This window comes from Planctobacterium marinum, assembly GCF_020687805.1.
GTDB classification, from domain to species: domain Bacteria; phylum Pseudomonadota; class Gammaproteobacteria; order Enterobacterales; family Alteromonadaceae; genus Planctobacterium; species Planctobacterium marinum.
Genome location: NZ_JAJEWQ010000009.1, coordinates 47883 through 64957, shown reverse-complemented (window position 1 = coordinate 64957; position 17075 = coordinate 47883). Strand labels below are relative to the sequence as shown.

Sequence of the window (17075 nt, the reverse complement as noted above, 5' to 3'; positions counted from 1 at the left end):
TGCTTTCTACGTTGCCAGGTCTCTGAACTATTCACATTGACTGTTGCATTTAAATCGCGAGCTTATAATAACGATTAAGTGTATGATTAAAAATAGATTTGCCAAGAGGTTAGAGGACAAAATGAAAGTAGCTCTTGTTACCGGGGCTGGCGGGTTTATTGGTAGCCACCTGGTCACATTTCTTAAGTCAAAGGGTTACAGGGTTATTGGTGCAGACCTGAAACTTCCCGAGTTTTCAGTAACAACCGCAGACGAATTTAAAATTGGCGATTTACGGAGTATTGAGTTTGTTGAGAGCCTGTTTTCGATTCCGGTAGATGAAGTGTATCAGTTAGCGGCTGACATGGGGGGCGCTGGCTATTTATTCACCGGTGAAAATGATGCCGATGTGATGCATAACTCTGTCCTTATCAATTTAAACCTGTTAAATGTGGTAACCCAGAAAAAGGTCGATAAAGTGTTTTATTCTTCATCGGCGTGTATCTACCCGGAGTACAATCAGATGGATGCCAATAATCCAAATTGTACCGAAGGATCTGAGTATCCGGCTGCACCCGATAGCGAATATGGGTGGGAAAAACTATTCAGCGAGCGCTTGTATTTGTCCTACCAGCGCAACTATGGGCTCAATGTCAAAATAGCCAGGTTTCACAATATTTTTGGACCGCAAGGGACTTTTGATGGCGGCCGTGAAAAAGTGCCGGCTGCCCTGGCCAGAAAAGTGGCAATGGCGCAGGATGGTGGGGAAATAGAAATATGGGGCGATGGTACACAAACCCGTTCTTTTCTGTATATCGATGACTGCGTGGAAGCGGTATTCAAACTGATGCAATCGGATTTTTCAGGTCCGGTCAACATCGGTTCTTCTGAGTTAATTTCGATAAATGCACTGGCAAAATGTTTTATGCGCATTTCGGGTAAACAATTAACATTGAAACATGTAAAAGGTCCAATAGGGGTGCAGGGAAGAAACTCCGACAACCGTCTGATTGCTGAAAAGTTAAATTGGTTACCGGGAATTCCCCTTGCGTCAGGCCTTGAGCAAACTTACCAGTGGATAGCACAGCAAGTGAACGCAAGGGCTGGACAAACATCAGAATTAGCAAACCAGCAAAAAACCGCATAAGTTTTTGTATCTGTTTGGTACTGACTAACCTAAACCTGTAAACTGATGTACTCGTAATCGATGAAGCTAAGCATTATCACCGTATGTTTAAATAGTGAGACCACTATTGCCGATACTATTCATAGTGTCTTAGGGCAATCCTTCAGCAACTACGAGTACATTATTTTTGATGGTGGCTCTACGGATAATACCCTGGATATCATTAAGACATTCGGCAGCCAGATTACCCTTATCCAGGGTAAGGATAACGGTATCTTTGATGCCATGAATCAGGCGATCACCTTGGCCTCTGGTGAGATTATCGGTATCCTTAACTCTGATGATTTTTACAGCCACAATCAGGTGCTTGGCAAGGTTGTGAGTGAGTTTGACTCAGCCAATGTTGACTCTGTCTATGGTGATTTGATCTATGTTCAACGCGAAAATATTGACAGGGTATGGCGAATTTGGAAAAGCGGCGATTTTAAAAAATCTAACTTTGATCTTGGATGGGCACCACCGCACCCCACGTTTTTTGTCAAAAAGAGTATCTATCAGAAGTATGGCGTATTTGATAGCGACTTTCGCATTTCTGGCGACTATGAATTGATGTTGCGCTTTTTGTATAAGTATGAGGTTAGTACTGCTTACCTGCCAGATTTTATGGTTAAGATGCGCACCGGTGGCAACAGTTCCGGTAAGGCATTGAGCAAAGTAAAATCCATCGCTGAAGATATTCGGGCATGGCGAGTAAACGCACTGACTCCTCGTTTTTTTACCGTCCCGCTAAAGGTGCTGCGCAAACTACCGCAATTTTTCGTGGGTCAATCAAACCAATGAGACTCGCTGAAAGGCAATCCAGATAACAATATGAATTCTGACAAAACCGCCAGGAATATCACTAAGTACTTAGCAAAATATGCTGAGCCGGAAGTATCTGGACTCGCGGATTTTCCCGAAAACCACTACGACTATGTTGTACTGATACCGGCGTACCAGGAGTCAGCCGAGTTTGTCGTTCGATTTGTTCGTCAGTTTTGCGACATCAGAGTTCTACTGATTTTAGTGGTGAATCAGCCACAGGGCAGCAAAAGCACATCGTCACAACAGGCACTCTGCGCGCACCTTTGCGAATTAAGTGAAACTCAATGGAGTGCTGAAAATCATAGATTACAAGTCTTCTCAGGTAGCGCAGTACAGGTTTTAATCGTTGATAGGTATTCCGAAGGTCTTGCCATTCCAAAAGCGCATGGAGTGGGGTTGGCGCGTAAAATCGCTGCAGATATGGCTTGTTGGTTAATCCAGCAAAACAAAGTAAAAAACACGCAAATTTATTCCACGGATGCCGACACCAAACTCCCCGACGATTATTTCCTAAATAGTCATTTGCCCAAAAATAGTGCTGCGGGGGTGTTTCAGTTTAAACATATTGCCAGTGGTGACGATGAAATCGATGCTGCGACACACCTTTATGAACAGCGACTGGAACATTATGTCAGTGGACTCAGGTTTGCCGGCTCTGCGTTTGCTTTTCATACCATAGGGAGCTGCTTGCTGGTGGATGCACTGGCTTATTGTCAGGTCAGAGGGCTTCCCAAAAAAGCCGCAGGTGAGGACTTTTATCTGCTCAATAAGCTGGCAAAGCAGGGAAAGGTACAAGCCTTGTCGCCACAGTTGATGATTCAATCCCGTGTTTCAGACCGGGTGCCTTTTGGTACCGGACCTGCCGTGCAGGAGATTGTGCAAAAACAGCTAACCGAAGAGACCTATCCAGTTTACCATCCGCAAATATTTGTGCATTTAAAGACCTTGCTAAAGGCTTTTTCAGCACTGACCCCTGACACTTTAGGATCACTAAACGAAGCGCATTTTGATAGCATCAGTCAAGACTATCTGGTGCAGGCCGGGTTCTGGCAAACCTGCAAAAAATGGCAAAAACAGGGATATTCTCAAGCACAACTGCAAAAAGCACTGACCGACTGGTTTGATGGCTTTCGCACCCTCAAGTATGTGCACTTTCTGCGCGGGTCTGATTACCCCGATATTCCGCTAGCGCAGGCGTTACAAATCAGAGCAAAACTGGGCTTTTAAGCGCCAAAAAATATCCACATTTTTATTTCACCATCTGCTATATTGAGATGAACTTCAAATGTTGCTCAAGGAATTTATGTATGGATATGATCTTTGAATACTTGCTGACACCGCAAGTTTTTATTCTGGTGCTGGTCATCGTTATATTGCGCTCATCCATTAAGTTTGTGCCGCAAAACCGCGCTTTTATTGTTGAGCGTTTCGGAAAATATCAATCTACTAAGGAAGCCGGACTCAATTTTATTGTGCCCTTTATTGATAAAGTGGCAGCTGATCGCTCATTAAAAGAGCAGGCGGTAGATGTGCCCAGCCAGTCTGCTATTACCAAAGATAATATCTCTTTGTCTGTGGATGGCGTGCTGTATTTCCGGGTACTGGACCCATACAAAGCCACTTACGGCGTTGAGGACTACGTGTTTGCGGTAACGCAACTGGCACAAACCACAATGCGTTCCGAACTGGGCAAAATCGAACTGGATAAAACCTTTGAAGAGCGGGACACCTTAAATGCGCGGATAGTGTCGCAAATTAATGAAGCTTCATCTCCCTGGGGTATCCAGGTGATGCGCTATGAGATTGTATCCCCCTAAATATTTCTACCACTTCGTATTTTTTCCACTCATTTACTTCCTGTTTTGACTCACCCGCTAGCTAAAGCGAAACTTGTAATTTTCAATGAATCCCCCTAGTATATACCAAGTTACCACTTTGTAGTGAAATACAAATGTCAAATCTGACTCAAAATATGACAATTTCTCCTCTTAATATAGAGCCGTTTTCGAGTCGCGTTGTCGTAACATCAAATGGCATATTTCCCGCTCACATTAATTATTTAATTAAAAACAGGAAAAAATCTCAAAGCTGGTTAAGCAAGTCATCATCTTCGATTGTTAAATTACTTGATTTTGCTGAAGCAACTAAAGGGGCTTACAGGAATCCTCGTGTTATGTTTGAAGCATTTGCTGAAATTCTTCCTGACGGAACTATCGATGAAAATGAAAATGATTTATTTGGATTATACTGGGAACCAATTTCTGCTGAACACGCAAACTCAATAATTGAACATATTACTCAGTTTTCTGATTTTCTTTATGAGAAAACTGGAGATGAAAAATTATTACTTAACCCATCAGTCGAGGCTTCTAAAAGTGAACGCATTATGTCGCTGGCAGCATATCATCACAAGAAGAACAATTCATTTTTATCCCACACATGGAATGACCAAGCCGCGACTGAAAAAGCAAAATCAGCAAAGCTAGTGAAAAAGTATAAGACACGAAGCGATAGAAAAGAGATAAAAGCAACAAAAGAAAGTGTTAATCAAGATCTTATTTTGAACGGCTTTTGGCGGTATAAATATAAACGTCATGATGCATCATTTTTAAATATAAAGAATGTCTTAATAACAATGCTTATGCATTACGCGGGTTTAAGAATTAGTGAGCCATTTCACATTTTTATTTCAGATATTAAGCCTGATCCTACAAAAAGTGATCGTGTAACAATTACCATACAAGACCCAGAACATGGCGAAGCTCCTGAATATTGGTGTAATCAGCCGGGTAACAAACACGACAATATCAAAGCATATCTGAAAAAAAAATATGGCCTGAAGCCTCGCACTAAGATTCAAGGGAACTTGCAAGCTGGATATAAAACCAAGGGGAAAAAAATAAAAGTTGAAATGTTTCCGACGTTTCAATGGGAATGGTTCACATTGGCTCTCGACTACTACATAAAACACCAGAGAAAAACGAATCCATTGCATCCGCACCCTTATTTGTTCACTGATGAAAAAGGGAACCCTGCCACGATAAAACAGTATCGTAAAGCTCGTGAAAAGGCACTTATTAAACTGGGGTATGATCCATCTAAATACTCTGGAAACAATCCTCACGGTAGTCGACACGCATATGGTGAAAAACTAACAGATTTGAATGTTGATAGGATGATTATCAAAGAAGCAATGCATCATAAAAGTATTAATTCACAAGAAGCTTATACGATAAATGCGCAAAAACGAAAGGCCGCTAGTGCTATAAGAGAAGCGGAAGCTAAGTTGTTTGAAGGTAGTGATGATGACACTTCTAAAACTAATTATTTCAATGCAAATGATTTTTTAAATGAATTTAATCACTTTAGAAGATATTCAGAAGGTAATCTCCACGTAGTGGATAAAGGAGATTAAAACGTCCATGGAAAAATATTACACATATCAAGAGTTAATTGAAGAGGTGCATAAAACTGGGCTTAAAGATTTGTCGGAATACACGATATGGCAAAAGGAGAATCCTAAGGCTCCTTTATCAATTATTCAAACGTATGATGAATATGAATATGATGAGGTCTTCCCAAAAGAATTAACGTTGGATAGCTTTCGTAAACTAATGAAAAAAAAAGCTATTACAAAAAGAGTTCAATATGAAGAGGATGTGGTTCATATATCACCTAATTACCCAAAAGACCCTGTGAAATATTTTCATGCCAAATCTTTTTCCGATTTGATTAAGTTTGAGTTTTGGGAACTGGACAAGGTTATCGAGTATATCAATAAGCATAAAATAGACAGTTCGGCAGAATACATAAGGCACGCCAAAAATAATCCATATTTACGCGCTCACCCCAATAAAACAAATGGTTTTGTCGGTGAATTGCATTATTACAAAGCAAAGCCATTTGATAAGTTTCTCGATAAATATCAAGAATGGGAAAGTTGGGCTAAAAAAGCTAAAGAATATATAGCGACAGGCTCAAACATAGCCAAAAGAACAATGGTACTTGAGAAGCTTTTGGTTTGGTTTGCTGAGAGTAATGTCGCCCCCAACCCCGTTGTTTTTTTTCATATGGAGTCAAAAGCCCCTAACTTATCAAACTTTATTGGAACATTTTCAAAACAACAGCAAGACACAAATACGGTCTCAATCGTTAATGAATATCTTCACCTGCTACTAAAAGAGTATTGCGCAGATGAAGATGAAGATACAGGTGAAATTACGTGGCTACCTGAATTTAGGAATCCTTACCAAAATTATTCTTTGGGCGGAGAAGTATCAAGGCGGAGACCTAATGAAACAGTAAAGGCTATTTTGCCGTTTGCATACATAGAAAAAGGGCGTGAGTTTTTATGTCCTAATGAAGCAAATACTTTTTCTGATTTGAAAGATGCGCTTGATATCTATCAAGCTGACTACTTTGAAGTTAAAGAATCGCAAATAGATAAAAATGACCCCAATTGCGTGTGGCGTACACGCGAGATTTCTCATAGAAAATTAGGTCGCCACAAGCAAATAATCCATGAAATGTGGTCTCCAGTTCGTACTGTTGCGATGCTTACACTCTTAGAGCTAACGGTGCGTGGGCAACAAATTATGTGGAATGACTCAGGTGAAGCCGATCCTTATCTGCCTTACCTTGAGGATAATAAGATTGTATGGAAACCGAACCCTAATCCACTTGCAGGCATTTTTAAAAAGCCTCAAGGGTTTATTAAGCAATATGACAATGATAGTTCAGGTTTTTACTGTACAACCAATAAAACGAAAAATGCTGAAGGAGGTTATTCAGCTCCTTACATGCCTTTACACTTGGCAAAGTGGCTTATTCGACTCAGGGAGTGGCAAATCAAATACAACCCTATTGATGAAGCGGTTAAGTGGTCGAATAGCTTTATCAAAAAAAGTAGTCATGTAAGCGACTCTAGGCTTAATCGAAGAGGTTATAAAGGTAAACAGTGTTTCCTTTTCCGTGATCCTTCAGCCAAAGATAAAAATCTTCGTTCCTTACCTTTAAACACTTCTGTATTAAAAAATGGCTTGCCTATTTTACTTTATTTCACTCAAGACAGTCGTTTGAAATTAGTCGAGTACCATGGTGAAGGAAGCACTAAAACCGATGTAGAAAGGGTTTTGAATCGTTATAGCTCAGACTATTCACCGCATTCCTTACGAGCGAGCCTTATTACTGCTTATTTGGTTGACCATAATTTATCACCAACTTTAGTGGCAAAGCTAGTCGGACACGCTAGCGTGGTCATGACCATTTACTACTCAAAAGTTAGAGTTCCAGCCATGAGACGGGCTTTTGAAAAAGCTGAACTTGACGCACTGGCGAATAGTGAACGCTCCATTCAAGATGCAATTTTTGACCAAAAATTCAAAGATTTAATACCCCAATACGTTGATAACGAAAGTGGCTGGTTATTAAGAAATATAGAAAACTTTAATGGCAGTTCGTTTGTAGATAAGGGGGTTGGCCTCTGCCCTGTTGGTGGTCAAAGCTGTCATGAAGGTGGTGAAAAAGTAGCTGATAAAGCAAGTTTCCGTCTTCCGGTTCCAACATCATTGGTTATTGGTAAAACTAACTGTGTACGCTGCCGTTTCTTTATGACCTCTGCTCTTCATTTGAGCAGCCTGAAAGCGCTGTCAGACGCACTTACGTTGAAAATAAATGATGCAAAGGAACGGATGGAAACGGTAAGCGAAGAGCTTGAGAATTTAAAAGACTTGCGTGATGAATGTGAAATGTCAGGTGAGCGATTTGAAAAAGCATATGAGCTATCAAGAGCGCAATCAGTATATGAAACAGCCGCAACCGAAATTGACTCAGCTATGTCAGATGTTATTGCCACGTTCCGCTTGGCTGATGCCGCGATAGGGCTTCTTAATAATGAGTCAGCCGCTGGTAATAACAAGAACTTACCCATGATCATGAATGAATCAATTCTTTCGGTGGATCTGCGTGAAGTATCTAAATTCGAACACTTAAATGAAGTTTGTCAAAATGCTGATGTTTATATGTTCTCAGATTCAAAACATGCCGTTATCGAGCGCTCTCAGAAGATTGATAAATTGTTATCTGATAATGATATAAGTTCTAAATTTTTTAGCTTATCAATCGAGCAACAACAGAAGCTTGGCAATTACATGATAAGTGATCTTGTTAAAAAACTCGGTGGCTGGGAGCAGTTAGATAATGTTGCTGAACAAAGAAATATGCTTCGTGATTATCTTGAACCAAGTGAACTTAAACAGCTAACAATTCAAGCTAATGCGCTGTCAAGTACGATTAATATTGGAACCTTATAATGACTGAAGAAAATCAAGAAATTAAGGATTTGTATGAGGATCTTAAGTCGGGTGCACGTTCGGATGTTCAGTACAAACTGAAAAAATTGAAAGAAGTGCTTGACGAACACGTTGAAAATAATGTCAAAACGTTCAGTTTACAATACGTGTCAGACTTAGCTTCCAAACGCGGTGGTCCTGCTTATCAGTCCATAGTCAATAAAGCAGGCAAGCGTTACAGAACACTTTTTGATAAATATGTTGAAATCTATGAAGAAAAGCGTTTAAAGCCTGTTGTGAAATCACAAGATAGCTGGATTGATGATATTCCTGATACTGCTTCACAGTATCGAGTTAGACGTCTTCAAGCAGATCTTAAAAAGTACAAAAACGAAAACGACACTTTGAGAAACCTTAAATCTAAGATCGTGCTAGAAGTTCCCAATTATGATGCTTGCAATGATCTTGAAGTTATCGGTAATCAGAAGCCTGAATCAGCTGCGTTACCTAATCTTCTTACTTCAGAGAAGGAAACATTATTACAATTATTGGATGAAAAATACCTCAGAAGAACGAGACTTCATTACAACAACAAAGGAGCACTCATTCTCACTACAGAGCAAAATGAAGAAATTCAGATATCAGACAGAAAGTTACAAACAGCGCTTGAAAAGATCTTAACCGTTCTGGACGTAGAGGCCAACTAATATGAGCGGCATGAATGGACAACAAAAAGCAAAACAGAACCTTGAGGCGTTTAAAGCTTGGGCTGCAACTCAGACCGACCAAGACTTTAAACAAATAATCCATAATGGGCAGCTGAAACGCATCGAAGTGGCCAAAGGTGTAGGTTGCTGCGTGTCAGCCCTCAATCAGAACCCAGAAGTTAAAAAGGAACTCAAGAAGTTAGAAGATGATTTACGTACTCCAGAGCGGGACATTTTGCCACAACTGACCAAAACTGCCAAAAACAACACCGATAAACCAAAGTCATACGACAGCAATGCGAATCGCAAGCTGCGCGACTCTCAACGAGTGTCTACCCTAGAGGCTGAAAACATCGAGTTGAAAGCCAAGGTTAAGGAGTTGGAGAGTAAACTAGAGCGATTTGGTGAGCTGAATGAAACCCTATCTGAAATGGGATTCATGCCGCGATGAGCACCCAATTGCATCAAGACCAAATGCGAGTCACTAGTATCCCTTACTGCTCGTCAAAGATGGTGATATTCAGTGGCGTACCACTGGAAAAAAACTCATACAAGACCAACAGTGGGAAGTATTACGTCACGATTAAAGCCAATCCAGATGAAATTCCCGTTCAACCCACTCTCGGTCAACACTGGTCGGTAAAAGGTTTGCGCTCGATAGAAGAAATGGAAACGGGCGATTACATGATGCAGCAGCATACTTATGAATCGCCAGAACACATCGAATGCAGCCTGCCAGAAACGGGAGAGCAACTCATTCGCTTTATCGCAAAAGAAGCTGACTTTAAAGGCATTGGAGAAAGCAAAGCCAGAGCACTCTGGAAGCTGCTAGGTAAGAACTTTCACTCCACAGTTAAAAAAGATACCCCAGATTCAAGAGGTCGGCTTAGAAACGTCCTGAGTGAAGACTCTGTCAATGCGTTATTTGCAGGCTACGCCAAATACAAGAATCTGGCCTACTGCAACTGGATGACCGATCACAAGATTCCAGCAAGTATTCAACAGCGCTTATTGAAGCATCATGGAGAAGATTCCATTGAGGCCATCAAGCAAAATCCTTATGTGCTGATTGGCTTTGGTATGTCCTTCTCAGATATTGACATACTGGTTAAGGAAGATCGGTTTGAAGTCACTGATTGTGACCATCGTAGACTAAGTGCAGCACTTGAAGCTTCCATTAGAAAAGAAATCGAAAAAGGCCACACATATACAACTCAGGCTATTTTGCGACCATACCTAACTAAACTTCTTAAAGATAAAGAGTTAGTTGCGAAAGCCTTCAAAGCGGGTCACGATAAGGCGCAATACATTCTGAATCCTGACACTGGCACCTATCATCCAACGGCGCAGTTGTTAATGGAAAATGTCGTTGCCAGACGACTGAGGGCTGTTGCTTGCCTTAACAACCTTTATGATAATGATGCAAATGCAGCCTTTGTTTCTGCTGTTAGTGAATTGCCATACGGACTAAACGAGAAACAGTTTGAGGCAGTGACAACGTGTCTGGACCATGCAGCAAGCTGTATTACTGGCGGAGCGGGTACAGGTAAAACTACTGTGCTTAGAACCGTGCTTCGAACCTACCATCAAATGGGATTCGAAATACATGCAGTGGCACTTAGTGGTAGAGCGGCTTTGCGCCTGCACGAATCGATTGGTTTTTCTACCTCAACGATAGCTGCGTTGTTACGTGATGGGCCTGTTGAGCCAAATTTACGTCAACCAAAGCATCTGCTAGTTATTGACGAAGCTAGTATGATTGATTTGCCAACCATGTATCAATTGGTAAATCACATTCATCAATCGGTTCGCATAATCTTCACTGGCGATCCAGACCAATTGCCGCCGATTGGCTGTGGCAAAGTGCTGGCAGATATTGTTGACTCCAGAGTCATAGCAAATACAAAGCTGAAAATCGTTGAGCGTCAGGAAGAATCAACGGGGATCCCTGAATATTCCTTACTCATTAACGACGGCATCGTGCCCAACAAATTAAGCACAGGCGCTATTCACTTCCATGAGACCGCTAAGAGCGACATAGCAAAGGTGTGTTGTGGACTCTATAAGCAGTCACCTGAAAGCAGTCGCATTATGGCACCCACTAAGGCACTAGTGGCTGAAATCAATAAACTAACCCAAGAAGATGTTAATTCAAATGGTAGCATGCTTGAGTTTGAGTTGCATGGCGAACAGTTTTACCAAAACCTAAGATTGAACGACGCAATACTATTCACACAAAATCACTATGACAAAGGTGTTCAAAACGGCTCTCTTGGCACGCTAACGAGCGTTGAAGCATCAGGTGACATTTACGGTGAAGTAACACTGGATACGAAGGACAGGGTTGAAATCACACAATCTCTGCTTGATTGCATGGGGCTGGGTTATGCAATAACCCTTCACAAAGCCCAAGGTTCGCAGTTCCCCAGAGTTATAATCGCATTACAGAAAGGTAAAATTGTTGATAAAGCGTGGTTGTATACTGCAATCACTCGTGCAGAGCTTGAAATTCATATTGTGGGTAGTTCTGATGATTTTAGGGATATTACAACAACCGACAGCAACTCACATAAGCGAAACAGCTATTTAGTTGAGCTGCTACGCCAAAACTAGCAAAGCCGCATGGATGCGGCGACACCCCGATGTTTACCGCTTGAAAAATTCCCTTCCAGCTAAACCAATGACACAAACACACCGATTTCTCCCGAATTGTTGGAACAAGTCGCGCTCAAAAGTTACAAATTAACACAGAATAAAAATTCATGGATGAATGCTTATCCGCCGATGTGAATGATAGTGATCGGTTCTTGCATATTCTGGTGCACTTGATAACTGATTCCGGCTTTCCCGATCACCATCGTTCCCGGTTGCCCGATCAGTCTGAAATCATTCATGTGCTTTCAATGGATACATGGCTTGAGATTGCTGTTCTTAGAAGACAAATTATTGAAAGGGGAAAATGGGTCAAGGAGGAGTTCAAACGCAGTGTAGAAAGCTCCTTGAGGCTTTTTCCAATTTCAGTTTCAATACTTTTAAGAACAGGTATCCTCACTAATTTAAATCGCTTAAACAGCATTACTTTTTTAAACTATTTGCAAAGCGATCGGGTATTCCAGAATTTGACTGATCGGTTGTCCAGAATAAGTGATGGGGTAATACCTAATACGCAGTTATCCAAAATTACTGAACGAGTGTACCATAAAACACATCTGGAAATAACAAGCTCTCCGTTCGTAGGCGTAGTAATGCAATATAGGTGGTGGGATACAGATTTTAATTACCACTAACCATTGAAATCATTACGATTTCAAGCGGCGAAGTTGGGACGTAATGGTTAAATCTAACTGGCGATCTCTCAAGTCCCGCAAATAGATGTTGGTTGGCTCAACCTCCAGAGATTCACTTTGAGCTTTTAGGTGGTTAACCAATGCCTGAACTGCATTGATGTATTGAACAGGTATCCGCATTACTTTAGTTTTGCCATTTGGAGCCTTGCGTCCGGCACCATTTCTGGCACCACCGTGGTTATTACTCGATTTGGCTTTGGTTCGTGCTCCATTTAATGCCGGGGTACGAGCTGGCACATTTGAATTCGTTACAGTATCAAGAAAGCTGCCATGGCTGACTTCCCTTTTTGTAGTTTTAGGTTGTGTTGAGTTGTTGTGTTGTGTTGCTTTGCGTTGTCATTTTCAGTTTCTTTTGTGTCATTCATATAAAGGCCTTCACTTTGCGATTTTGAAAGTGTTACGAAATCATGATTCCTGTTTTGTTTTTTATCTTTGGCTACGCATGCCTGAGCTAACTCAAATATGCGTAAAATGACTTGCCTGCATCTCACAAAGACTGGCTTTCAAAACCATAAAGCCTTTTCAAATCGTGATTTATGGCACTTAAATCAGCGTAATACGCACGATGTTCAGGCAAGTACCAAATTGTGACTTCCTCCCCGGCCTCAATTGGACGCATCGCAGCGACAACGACTATATTATTCAAAAACGCAGTGTATGAACGACATGCATGTCCTACGGCGGCGTTGTAATTGTTACTGTGATTTAGCCTGTTACAGAATGGAGAGAGTTGAATTCGAAATGTCTGTGGCGGAAACGTTATTCTCATGTAGTACTGACAGACGACTTTCCAGATGTCGCGTAGTTCTTCGAATGGCAATTTATTTTCATATGACAACCTTCTCAGAAAACGGTTATCTGCATCCGGCATACTAACTGAGTGCTTTTCATCACAGTTTAGTTTCAGCTGTTTGAATTGTTTCATCATTGCTTTTTTTTCAATTAGCTTTTTAACCAGAAAACAGGCATCACTGGCTTTTATGCGTATCTCGTGACTTTTCATATAGTGAAATACGTGACTACGCTCTGTCAGAATTATTTCGCCCTCTTCAATGTCCTGTTTTGCAAACACACCTAAACCATGAACATCTGAGTCTCTAACTATTACCTTTGGTTTGTACATGGAATCTCTCTTTTTATTGCAATAAACAAATACTGCAATAAAACTAACAGGTGATTTGATATTGGTAAATATGCAATAACAAAATGATGCAAATTATTGACATTGGCGGTAATAAATGACAACAATGCAAACATATTAAGATAAAAAGATGTTTATATTTCACATTGCGGGGTTTGGCTCGGTGCTCACCATTTGTTTTGTTTGAACGACCGGGCTTAATTATTCAGGAGGTTGCTATCATCAATGAAAGCGTGAAGTTGTTAGAAATTGCGACTGTCCGGGCGGGTCACCCATTTCGTGGTTCAGTAACTCACGATGACGAAGGTGATGTTAATGTGGTGCAGGTAAAAGATACTGACGTCACTGGAAGGGTTGATTACCTTTCAGTTACTAAAACAGTGCTAACGACTAAAAAGCAGCCCGACTGGTTGAAAAATGGCGATGTCTTGTTCGTCTCAAAAGGCGTAAAGCACTACAGTGTGTTTGCAGAGGATGTGCCGGAGCAAACAGTATGTTCACCTCACTTTTTTGTTGTGCGCTTAAAGCCTGAAGCGCACAACCTGATTATGCCTGAATTTTTATGTTGGCAACTTAATCAACTACCTGCACAGCGTTATTTCATGACTACAGCAGAAGGCTCAATGTATCTGAGTATTCGACGTCAGGTACTGGAAAATGTTCCTGTAAAGATATTACCGCCTGAAAAACAGAAACAGCTCACAGGTCTTTTTCGAAAGGCAGTGAGAGAGCAGGAATTACTGCAACAGCTTATTGAAAACAGGCAAAAACAACTTGAAGCCATTGCAATGCAGGCGTTGGGTAGCGTTGCCTGACATCAACCCAATTTAACAATATTACTAATAAGGATTTGAAACCAGTGGACACAATAAAAAGTCAAATAAATCAAGATGATATCAACAAAGCGGTATGGAACGCGTGCGATACTTTCAGAGGTGTCATCAGTGCTGACACCTATAAAGATTTCATCCTCACCATGTTATTTTTAAAATATATCTCTGATGTATATAAAGACGAATACAACAAGCTACTTGTTCAATTTGGTGATAATCCAGAACTCATTCGCGCTATGATGTCGAAGCAACGATTCGTATTGCCAGAAGGTGCCAGTTTCTGGGACTTACACGAAAAACGTTACGAACCGGGAAACGGCGAGCGCATTGATAAAGCGCTACATGCAATTGAAGAAGCCAATGGCAGTAAGCTAAAAAATGTCTTCCAAGATATCAGTTTTAACACCGACAAATTAGGTCAGGAAAAACAGAAGAATGACTTACTGCGTCATTTGCTGGAAGACTTTGCCAAAGACATTTTAGATCTGCGAGCGGAACGGGTTGGCAACCTCGACGTCATCGGGAACGCCTACGAATACCTCATTAAACACTTTGCCGCAGGTGGCGGGGCGACGGCTGGCGAATATTACACGCCACCAGAAGTCTCAACACTGCTCGCTTCGATATTAGAGCCTGTTGAAGGTGACCAGATTTGCGACCCCGCCGCAGGAAGTGGTTCATTGCTACTAAAGTGTGCCGCTATGGCACGTAAAAACTCGGATTCAAAAAAATACGCTTTGTTCGGGCAGGAAGCTATTGGCTCCACGTGGGCGCTGGCCAAAATGAACATGTTCCTGCATGCCGAAGACAATCACCGAATAGAATGGGGTGACACCATTCGCAATCCCCTGCTATTAGATAAAGATGCCAAGGGGTTGCTTCATTTCGATGTGGTGACAGCTAACCCCCCTTTCAGTCTCGATAAGTGGGGGCATGAAGATGCCAGCAGCGATCCATTTGGGCGTTTCAGGCGAGGCATTCCACCAAAAACTAAAGGTGACTACGCGTTTATCAGTCACATGATTGAAACCCTGAAGCCAGTGACTGGCAGGATGGCTGTGGTGGTGCCACATGGTGTGTTATTTAGAGCGTCAAGTGAAGGCAAAATTCGCCAGCAACTGATTGAGGAGAATTTGCTGGATACTGTTATTGGCCTGCCAGAAAAATTGTTTTTTGGTACAGGTATCCCAGCTGCAATATTGATTTTTAAGAAGCAAAAGGCTGATAACAATGTGTTGTTTATTGATGCAAGTCGTGAGTTCAAGTCAGGCAAAAACCAAAACCAGTTAACTGGCGATAACATCCAAAAAATCATCGATACCTATAAAGCGCGGGACAGTGTTGATAAGTATGCTTACCTTTCCAGCTTTAATGAAATTAAAGAAAACGACTTTAACCTCAACATCCCCCGTTATGTTGATACGTTTGAGGAAGAGGTAGAAATTGATTTAGTGGCAGTACGGAAAGAGCGCTTGCAACTGAAGGAAGAGCTACAAACTCTTGAAGCAGAAATGGAAGGCTACTTAAAGGAGTTGGGGTATGGTGCCTGAAGGTTGGAGCAGAATTGCACTTGCAAAAATTGCAGAGGTTCGTTCTGGTGTTGCAAAAGGAAAAAAAGATATTAAGAATCCTGTTCAAGTTCCTTATTTACGCGTCGCCAATGTTCAGGATGGATATATTGATTTAACTGAAGTTAAAAAAATTGAGGTAGAGCAGGACAAACTTGAGCGGTATTCGTTGAAATATGGCGATGTTCTAATGAACGAGGGAGGGGATTACGATAAATTAGGCCGGGGAGACGTCTGGTTAGAGCAGATTCAGCCATGTTTGCATCAAAATCACGTATTCGCAGTTCGCCCTGATAGTCGTATTCTAGATTCTTTTTTTCTTGCGGCGTTGGCAGCAAGTTACTACGGAAAAACTTACTTCTTAAGTTGCGCTAAAAGAAGTACCAATCTGGCAAGTATAAACTCCACTCAGTTGAAGGAATTTCCCACACTAGTCCCCCCACTCCCAGAACAACGCAAAATCGCCACAATTCTATCCACTTGGGATAAAGCGATTAGCACCACAGAGCGCCTAATCGACAACAGCAAACAGCAGAAAAAAGCCCTGATGCAACAACTGCTTACTGGGAAAAAACGACTGCTTGATGATTCAGGTAAACCGTTTGAGGGTGTGTGGGAAGAGATTACTTTAGAAAACCTTGCTAAATATAGACGAGGCAGTTTCCCGCAGCCCTATGGTAATCCCGCATGGGTCGATGAAGTTAATGGATATCCATTTATCCAAGTTTACGATATCGATAAGAATATGAAGCTAAAACCTGATACCAAGATCAAAATCAGTGATGCTGCTATTGGTAAGAGTGTATTCATGCCAAAAGAAACGGTTATTGTGTCGTTACAAGGGTCTATTGGTAGAGTTGCAATAACGCAATATGATGCTTACGTAGACAGAACGGTTCTATTGTTTCAAGAATTTATTGTTCCTATGGATAAAGTCTTTTTTGCCTACACGATACAAAAGCTATTTGAGATCGAAAAAACAAAGGCTCCGGGCGGAACAATTAAGACTATAACAAAAGAAGTATTAAGTAACTTCAAGGTTCATATTCCATCCTTCAATGAACAACAAAAGATATCTTCCGTGCTGATCAATGCAGACCAAGAAATTGAAGTGTTAGAACAACAACTTGCTGATTTAAAACAAGAGAAAAAAGCACTGATGCAGCAATTGTTAACAGGCAAGCGTAGAGTTAAATTAGAGTAAACTGACTTAAAGGCGA

Annotated in this window: 14 protein-coding genes and 1 pseudogene; 13 read left to right on the top strand and 2 right to left on the bottom strand. The window is 41.3% G+C overall.

What is annotated here, in order from left to right:
- Nucleotides 1–121: 121 nt before the first annotated feature.
- The 10 genes and pseudogenes from LJ740_RS21450 to LJ740_RS21405 all read left to right on the top strand — a co-directional run bounded on the left by LJ740_RS21450 (nt 122) and on the right by LJ740_RS21405 (nt 12253).
- Nucleotides 122–1126, top strand: coding sequence for an NAD-dependent epimerase/dehydratase family protein (locus tag LJ740_RS21450; protein ID WP_229531185.1), 1005 nt, complete (start codon nt 122–124; stop codon nt 1124–1126).
- 60 nt (nt 1127–1186) lie between these two features.
- A complete protein-coding gene (locus tag LJ740_RS21445; protein WP_229531184.1) occupies nt 1187–1945 on the top strand; it encodes a glycosyltransferase family 2 protein in 759 nt (252 codons plus the stop codon).
- Between the two features lie 30 nt (nt 1946–1975).
- Nucleotides 1976–3196 (top strand): hypothetical protein, encoded by a 1221-nt coding sequence (locus LJ740_RS21440; protein WP_229531183.1) that lies wholly within the window; start codon nt 1976–1978, stop codon nt 3194–3196.
- 80 nt (nt 3197–3276) lie between these two features.
- Nucleotides 3277–3774, top strand: a pseudogene (locus LJ740_RS21435) (SPFH domain-containing protein); the annotation flags it as partial.
- A 146-nt stretch (nt 3775–3920) separates the two neighbouring features.
- The gene (gene gmtY / locus LJ740_RS21430; RefSeq protein ID WP_229531182.1) at nt 3921–5384 is read left to right on the top strand and encodes a gamma-mobile-trio recombinase GmtY; all 1464 of its coding nucleotides are present in this window, start codon (nt 3921–3923) and stop codon (nt 5382–5384) included.
- Nucleotides 5385–5391: 7 nt separating this feature from the next.
- A complete protein-coding gene (gmtZ, locus tag LJ740_RS21425) occupies nt 5392–8280 on the top strand; it encodes a gamma-mobile-trio integrase GmtZ (RefSeq protein ID WP_229531181.1) in 2889 nt (962 codons plus the stop codon).
- Nucleotides 8280–8966 carry a gamma-mobile-trio protein GmtX gene (gene gmtX / locus LJ740_RS21420; RefSeq protein WP_229531180.1) on the top strand — a complete coding sequence of 229 codons (687 nt, stop codon included), beginning with the start codon at nt 8280–8282 and terminating at the stop codon, nt 8964–8966. Before gmtZ ends, gmtX begins: the two co-directional genes overlap by 1 nt.
- Nucleotides 8967–8976: 10 nt before the next feature.
- Nucleotides 8977–9417, top strand: coding sequence for a VPA1267 family protein (locus LJ740_RS21415; RefSeq protein ID WP_229531179.1), 441 nt, complete (start codon nt 8977–8979; stop codon nt 9415–9417).
- Nucleotides 9414–11579 carry an AAA family ATPase gene (locus LJ740_RS21410; protein WP_229531178.1) on the top strand — a complete coding sequence of 722 codons (2166 nt, stop codon included), beginning with the start codon at nt 9414–9416 and terminating at the stop codon, nt 11577–11579. The genes LJ740_RS21415 and LJ740_RS21410 overlap by 4 nt, the downstream gene beginning before the upstream one ends.
- A 149-nt stretch (nt 11580–11728) precedes the next feature.
- Nucleotides 11729–12253, top strand: a complete 525-nt coding sequence (locus LJ740_RS21405) for a hypothetical protein (RefSeq protein WP_229531177.1) — start codon at nt 11729–11731, stop codon at nt 12251–12253.
- A 12-nt stretch (nt 12254–12265) separates the two neighbouring features.
- Here LJ740_RS21405 and LJ740_RS21400 read toward each other — a convergent pair whose 3' ends face one another.
- Both LJ740_RS21400 and LJ740_RS21395 read right to left on the bottom strand, forming a co-directional pair.
- Nucleotides 12266–12550, bottom strand: coding sequence for a hypothetical protein (locus LJ740_RS21400; RefSeq protein ID WP_229531176.1), 285 nt, complete (start codon nt 12548–12550; stop codon nt 12266–12268).
- A gap of 250 nt (nt 12551–12800) precedes the next feature.
- On the bottom strand, nt 12801–13436 hold the full coding sequence (locus LJ740_RS21395) for an SET domain-containing protein-lysine N-methyltransferase (RefSeq protein ID WP_229531175.1): 636 nt from the start codon (nt 13434–13436) through the stop codon (nt 12801–12803).
- Between the two features lie 197 nt (nt 13437–13633).
- On the opposite strand from LJ740_RS21395, the gene LJ740_RS21390 reads away from it, so the two are divergent.
- Genes LJ740_RS21390 through LJ740_RS21380 form a run of 3 tightly spaced genes read left to right on the top strand, consistent with a single transcriptional unit; the run spans nt 13634 to nt 17059 of the window.
- Nucleotides 13634–14269, top strand: coding sequence for a restriction endonuclease subunit S (locus tag LJ740_RS21390; RefSeq protein WP_229531174.1), 636 nt, complete (start codon nt 13634–13636; stop codon nt 14267–14269).
- A 44-nt stretch (nt 14270–14313) separates the two neighbouring features.
- Nucleotides 14314–15837 carry a type I restriction-modification system subunit M gene (locus LJ740_RS21385; RefSeq protein ID WP_324255645.1) on the top strand — a complete coding sequence of 508 codons (1524 nt, stop codon included), beginning with the start codon at nt 14314–14316 and terminating at the stop codon, nt 15835–15837.
- Nucleotides 15827–17059, top strand: a complete 1233-nt coding sequence (locus tag LJ740_RS21380) for a restriction endonuclease subunit S (RefSeq protein WP_229531173.1) — start codon at nt 15827–15829, stop codon at nt 17057–17059. Before LJ740_RS21385 ends, LJ740_RS21380 begins: the two co-directional genes overlap by 11 nt.
- The last annotated feature ends 16 nt before the right edge of the window (nt 17060–17075 follow it).

Bases quoted from the DNA above. Each gene is read 5' to 3' on its own strand.
- gmtY (WP_229531182.1), top strand. From the start codon at position 3,921: ATGTCAAATCTGACTCAAAATATGACAATTTCTCCTCTTAATATAGAG.
- LJ740_RS21450 (WP_229531185.1), top strand. From the start codon at position 122: ATGAAAGTAGCTCTTGTTACCGGGGCTGGCGGGTTTATTGGTAGCCAC.
- LJ740_RS21405 (WP_229531177.1), top strand. From the start codon at position 11,729: ATGGATGAATGCTTATCCGCCGATGTGAATGATAGTGATCGGTTCTTG.
- gmtX (WP_229531180.1), top strand. From the start codon at position 8,280: ATGACTGAAGAAAATCAAGAAATTAAGGATTTGTATGAGGATCTTAAG.
- LJ740_RS21395 (WP_229531175.1), bottom strand. From the start codon at position 13,436: ATGTACAAACCAAAGGTAATAGTTAGAGACTCAGATGTTCATGGTTTA.
- LJ740_RS21415 (WP_229531179.1), top strand. From the start codon at position 8,977: ATGAATGGACAACAAAAAGCAAAACAGAACCTTGAGGCGTTTAAAGCT.
- LJ740_RS21445 (WP_229531184.1), top strand. From the start codon at position 1,187: ATGAAGCTAAGCATTATCACCGTATGTTTAAATAGTGAGACCACTATT.
- LJ740_RS21440 (WP_229531183.1), top strand. From the start codon at position 1,976: ATGAATTCTGACAAAACCGCCAGGAATATCACTAAGTACTTAGCAAAA.
- LJ740_RS21410 (WP_229531178.1), top strand. From the start codon at position 9,414: ATGAGCACCCAATTGCATCAAGACCAAATGCGAGTCACTAGTATCCCT.
- gmtZ (WP_229531181.1), top strand. From the start codon at position 5,392: ATGGAAAAATATTACACATATCAAGAGTTAATTGAAGAGGTGCATAAA.
- LJ740_RS21380 (WP_229531173.1), top strand. From the start codon at position 15,827: ATGGTGCCTGAAGGTTGGAGCAGAATTGCACTTGCAAAAATTGCAGAG.